This is a genomic window from Streptomyces sp. NPDC007856, assembly GCF_042868225.1.
GTDB lineage: Bacteria > Actinomycetota > Actinomycetes > Streptomycetales > Streptomycetaceae > Streptomyces.
The window spans coordinates 1-4,219 of sequence record NZ_JBIAEC010000078.1; the positions used below are offsets into that span (position 1 = coordinate 1).

Annotated in this window: 4 protein-coding genes; all 4 read right to left on the bottom strand. The window is 70.4% G+C overall.

Annotated features, from left to right (window positions below):
* Nucleotides 1–78: 78 nt before the first annotated feature.
* On the bottom strand, nucleotides 79–462 hold the full coding sequence (locus ACFYOH_RS44400) for a transposase (RefSeq protein WP_388637949.1): 384 nt from the start codon (nucleotides 460–462) through the stop codon (nucleotides 79–81).
* A 584-nt stretch (nucleotides 463–1,046) separates the two neighbouring features.
* Nucleotides 1,047–2,927: a MobF family relaxase gene (gene mobF, locus ACFYOH_RS44405; RefSeq protein ID WP_388637952.1), complete on the bottom strand. Its 1,881-nt coding sequence runs from the start codon at nucleotides 2,925–2,927 to the stop codon at nucleotides 1,047–1,049.
* A 342-nt stretch (nucleotides 2,928–3,269) separates the two neighbouring features.
* On the bottom strand, nucleotides 3,270–3,716 hold the full coding sequence (locus tag ACFYOH_RS44410; RefSeq protein ID WP_388637954.1) for an RNA polymerase subunit sigma: 447 nt from the start codon (nucleotides 3,714–3,716) through the stop codon (nucleotides 3,270–3,272).
* 80 nt (nucleotides 3,717–3,796) lie between these two features.
* The gene (locus ACFYOH_RS44415; protein ID WP_388637957.1) at nucleotides 3,797–4,021 is read right to left on the bottom strand and encodes a hypothetical protein; all 225 of its coding nucleotides are present in this window, start codon (nucleotides 4,019–4,021) and stop codon (nucleotides 3,797–3,799) included.
* Between the last annotated feature and the right edge of the window lie 198 nt (nucleotides 4,022–4,219).

Sequence of the window (4,219 nt, forward strand, 5' to 3'; positions counted from 1 at the left end):
CGCCCGCCCGGACCCTCGAACAGCTTCGAGTGCGCTTGCCTGACGAGGACCATCCGAAAGATCAACCCTGACAGTTATTCAGAAACAGGCCCCGGCGGTTCCGGAGTACTGGCGCTGGACCCCGGCGGAGGTGATGCCCTTCTTGATGAACCCGGTGTCGTCGATGATGAGGACCCCGTCGTTCTCGCCGAGCTTGGCGGCGACGTATTCCTGCAGGTCGTCGCGGATGTCGTCGGGATCCCACTTCGCTCCGGCAAGCAGGTGCTGCAGGCCGTCAGGGGTAGCGTGACCTGCCTGCTCGGCCAGTTGCCAGCTGTTCTTTCGGGCCACCGGGGCGAGCAGGCCGCGTACGTAGTCGCGCATCCGGCGGCGTAGTTCCACCCGGCCGAAGCGATGGCCGATGGTCACGAAGAGATCGTCCAGTTCCAGGTCCCACTGCTCAGCAACGCACTCGGTGATCACGTGGGGAAGCTGCCCCGCATGCTGTCACTATCTGCGGCGCTGTCGCACGATCGAGGGGCGGCCTACCAAAGGCCACCCCTGACCACTCCGCGGCCCGCTACACTCCCGCCACCCGGCGAAAAGACCAGGTCAGACACCGAAATCCTGCTGGAGTACTAGGGCCGCCCCACTTCTCGTGCCGCCGCTTGGCCGACGCCGGCGCGGCGGCCCTGCCTCCCTCGCCTCCGGCGGCGAGGCGCGCGAGCCGCCACGGGCTCGGCCGACCGCCGGAGTACTGCCGTGAACGGCGCCGGACCGGCGGCGGCTTCGGCGACCTGAACAGCGCCGCGCGCAGCCGGGACGCGTCCGCGAGTTGCTGGAGGTACTCCAGGCGTTCCGGCGACAGGTACGGCGGGACCGGGGCAACCATCGGGTCCTCCGCGCGCAAAGGAGATCGGTCCCCCGCACCCTCCCCGCTCCCGGTCGGCTCCGGGGTCGGACGGCCGGTCGCGTCCCGGCGCCTGGCACGATGACTTCGTCCCCCGTCCCGCCAGACGGTCTCTGTCGCCCCGTCGCGCACCGCACGCCGTGGTGGTCCCCAACCTTCACGGCTGGAGGCCCTGGCCGGGGCCGGGCCGCTGGTGCTGCCGCTCGTGCTCTTGGCGGTGCGGGTCGGCCGGGTCGACGGCCGGGAGCTCACGGCCCTCGATCTCCCGGCGGCGGGCGTCGGCCGCGCGGGTAAGGGCAGCGAGCCGCTCCAGGTTCTTGGGTGTCCGCATCCATGTCGCTGGGTCGGTCGTACGGCCCTCCAGGTACTCCTGCGGCATCGCGGCCTGCTGGTGGGCGTGGATGGCTGCGGCCCGTTGCGCCGGGGTGAGAGCAACGTCCCGCCTCGGATGGTCGACGCTGTGCGGGGCGTCAGCCATCCGGTTGTGGTGCTGGTCGGTGTGCGTGAGAGCCGACGCGGTCGCGGCCGGGGCGTCGGCCAGGGCTGCAGGCGCGGTGCGGGCTGCGCGTCTCGCGTTCTGCACGGCGAGGCTGGCGACCTTGGCCCGCTCGTAGCGGGTGGCGGCCCGAGGGGGCTTGCCGTCGGCGCTGGCGATCCACCAGCGGCCGGGCCAGACGAAGTCGGCAGTGTAGGTGAGCTGGTCGGGGGCCGGGGTCCGGCGGCCGGCTTGGGCAACGGTGAGCCGGCGGGAGTGGCGAGACAGGGCCGCATCGGCGATGTAGTCGTCCAAGCCGCGCGTGAACTCACGGCCGCGCAGGGTCTCCAGCAGGTGCCGGCGGGCTTCGGCCAGGACGTGGCGGCGAGCGAAGGTGCCGCGCACGGTGAAGACGACCGCGGCGACGTCGACGGCGGCGAGCGGGGTGTCCACCCGCGGGCTCACCCGGGCCCGGATCATCTTCCCGGCTGCCCTGCAGCGCTGAAGGAGCCCGTCGACCATCTGCTTGCCGAACTTGAGGAGCGCGGATGCCCGCCACCATGCGAGCAGCTGTGTCAAAGGGCGCGGGGTCTTCTTCTCGGGGCGGGTGTCCTGCGCCGCCCACCAGCCGAGGCCGTGGCGGGCGCGCTCGCCGGGAAGCCGCCCGTGGGTCTTCACGTACTGTTCGGTGATGCCCTCCAGGGCGTCCTCGATCCGCTGGCGGCGAGTGGACGACCAGTCGATCAGCTCCTGGTCGACCCCGGCTATCTCCATCACCGGTCGCAGGCCCGGCGTCACCTCCCGGGGAACGGTGGCGAGGCCGAGTTCCTCGCACACCTCCGTCGTCATCGTCAGGGTGTAGAGCGTCCCGGCGGCAACGACGTGCTGGTACAGGCGGACGGTGTCCAGCGCGTACCACTCGCCGTCCGGGCGCTGCACCCGGTTCAGTATCAGGAGATGGTCATGGAGTAGGGGGAAGCCGTCCCGGTTGTCGAAGTGCCGGAAGGCGGCGACGACCAAGGCCGGCGCCTTCGCACGCTGGCGGCCGGAGGACCACCGGGTCTCCGCGACCTCGTCCTCCACCCAGCGCAGCACGGCAGCGATGGCCCGCTCGTGCGCCCGCTCGATGACTCGACGCGTCCTCTCGTCTCCCAGCGCCCACAGCACGATCAGGGATGCCTGCGGCCGGACCACCCACTCGATGGCGAGCAGCGGGACCTGCTCGCGCTTCTCGATCTCTTCGATCGGCTGGCCGAGAACGGTGGCCAGCCGCGCCTCTTCTGGGTCGGCGCCCTCGTCCAGGAGCTTGCGCTCGATGCGGTCGGCGTCTGGGTGCCGGACCTCGCCGAACATCAGCTCCAACTGCCGCTGCGTCACCTTCTCCCCGGCACTGAGCCCGAGTGCACGCAGGCCACGGCCCATCCACACACCAGGTGGCAGCCCGGCCTGCTTTTGAGCGTCCTTCAACGGTCTGCGGGCCGGACTGCGACCGTCCCCGAACGCCACCCCACGCACGAAGTACCGCCAGGCGTTCCGCCTCTGAACCTTCGCGACACTGATCATCCCCACAGGGGACAGCAGCTCTGACCTGCGTAAAAAGCGCGATCCCGTGGGGCGGGAGGGTTCACTAGAACTTCACGGCCGATCCCGCACGGCGGGCGCCGGCGGCGACATCGCGCCCGCCCTACGGACGGCGCCTTCCGCGTTCACCGCCTGTGCCGGGGCCATGCAAATGCTGCGCGACGACCAACAACCCACACGTCACGCATCCACAGCCAACGACCGACAGCGGACGACTCCACCGTAAAGGCGCGCCCACCTATGTACCGCTCCCCCATCCGAGAGCCAGAGACTCCGCCGACCGCTCGGTACGGTGCAGGCACCACTGGACGTCTGGGTACTCGCTTAGCTGATGAAGCGCTTGTTGGCGGCCTTGGCCGCGGCGGAGACCAGGGCGTCGCGGTTGTGGGGGGTGTTGATGGTGAGAGCCATCAGGTTGGCGCCGTAGCGCAGGATGACGCACTTGGCCTGGAGCGGCGCGCGTTTCTCCAGCTCGGCAAGCGCCCGGTCCAGACCGTCGTGGCCGCGCAGTGCCAGCAGGTCGTCCGCGGTGGGCACGTCCGCCTCGGTCAGTGCGCCGTAGCTAACCTCTCGGTCGGCGGTGCGGGCGCGGCGCCGGTAGAAGTCGGCGATCTGGTCGTCGAGGATCTTGTGGGCGAGTGCGATCGGCTTGGGATGCGCCAGGATCCGGGGCCACTTGCGGATCATCACAACGGCGGCCTCCATGACAACCTCCTCCGCATCGTAGGGGTTGCGGGTGCGGGAGCCGGCGACCCGAAGGAATTCGCTCATGTGGCGAGTGAAGAACGCTTCGAAGTCGGTTGGGAGTTCGGCTGGTTCGATCACGCCGAAATCCTGCGCGTCAGGACTGGTCACTGCTCCTCCACGGCGGGCGGCGGAACAGCGATCCCGGTGTCGGGACGCGGTCCGGCGGGCAGGGCGGGGGGTGGTGCGGAAACGCGTGCGCGCATGTGCTGCTCACCGCGAGCCTGCGAGGCGGTGCGGACGACGCGTCGGACGACGGCGTCGAAGGCGACTGCGGTCATCCGGCAGGCGCCGGCTACTGCCAGCGCGTGCCAGGACCAGTGAAGCCCCACGGACCCTCCTTCTGCTTCAACTCAGCCCCCGCACAGTGTTGTTGCTGCGCGGGGAGGCCGTGCGGCCTTCACCCCTTCACCGTTGCGGGACCCTCCGGGAGTTGGATCGTGTCCCTCGTCGTGGTGTTGGCGATCAGCGGCCGGGAGTGCGCGGGCGTCTGCCCGGGGCGCACTTCCACGGATGAGTACCGCTCCCTG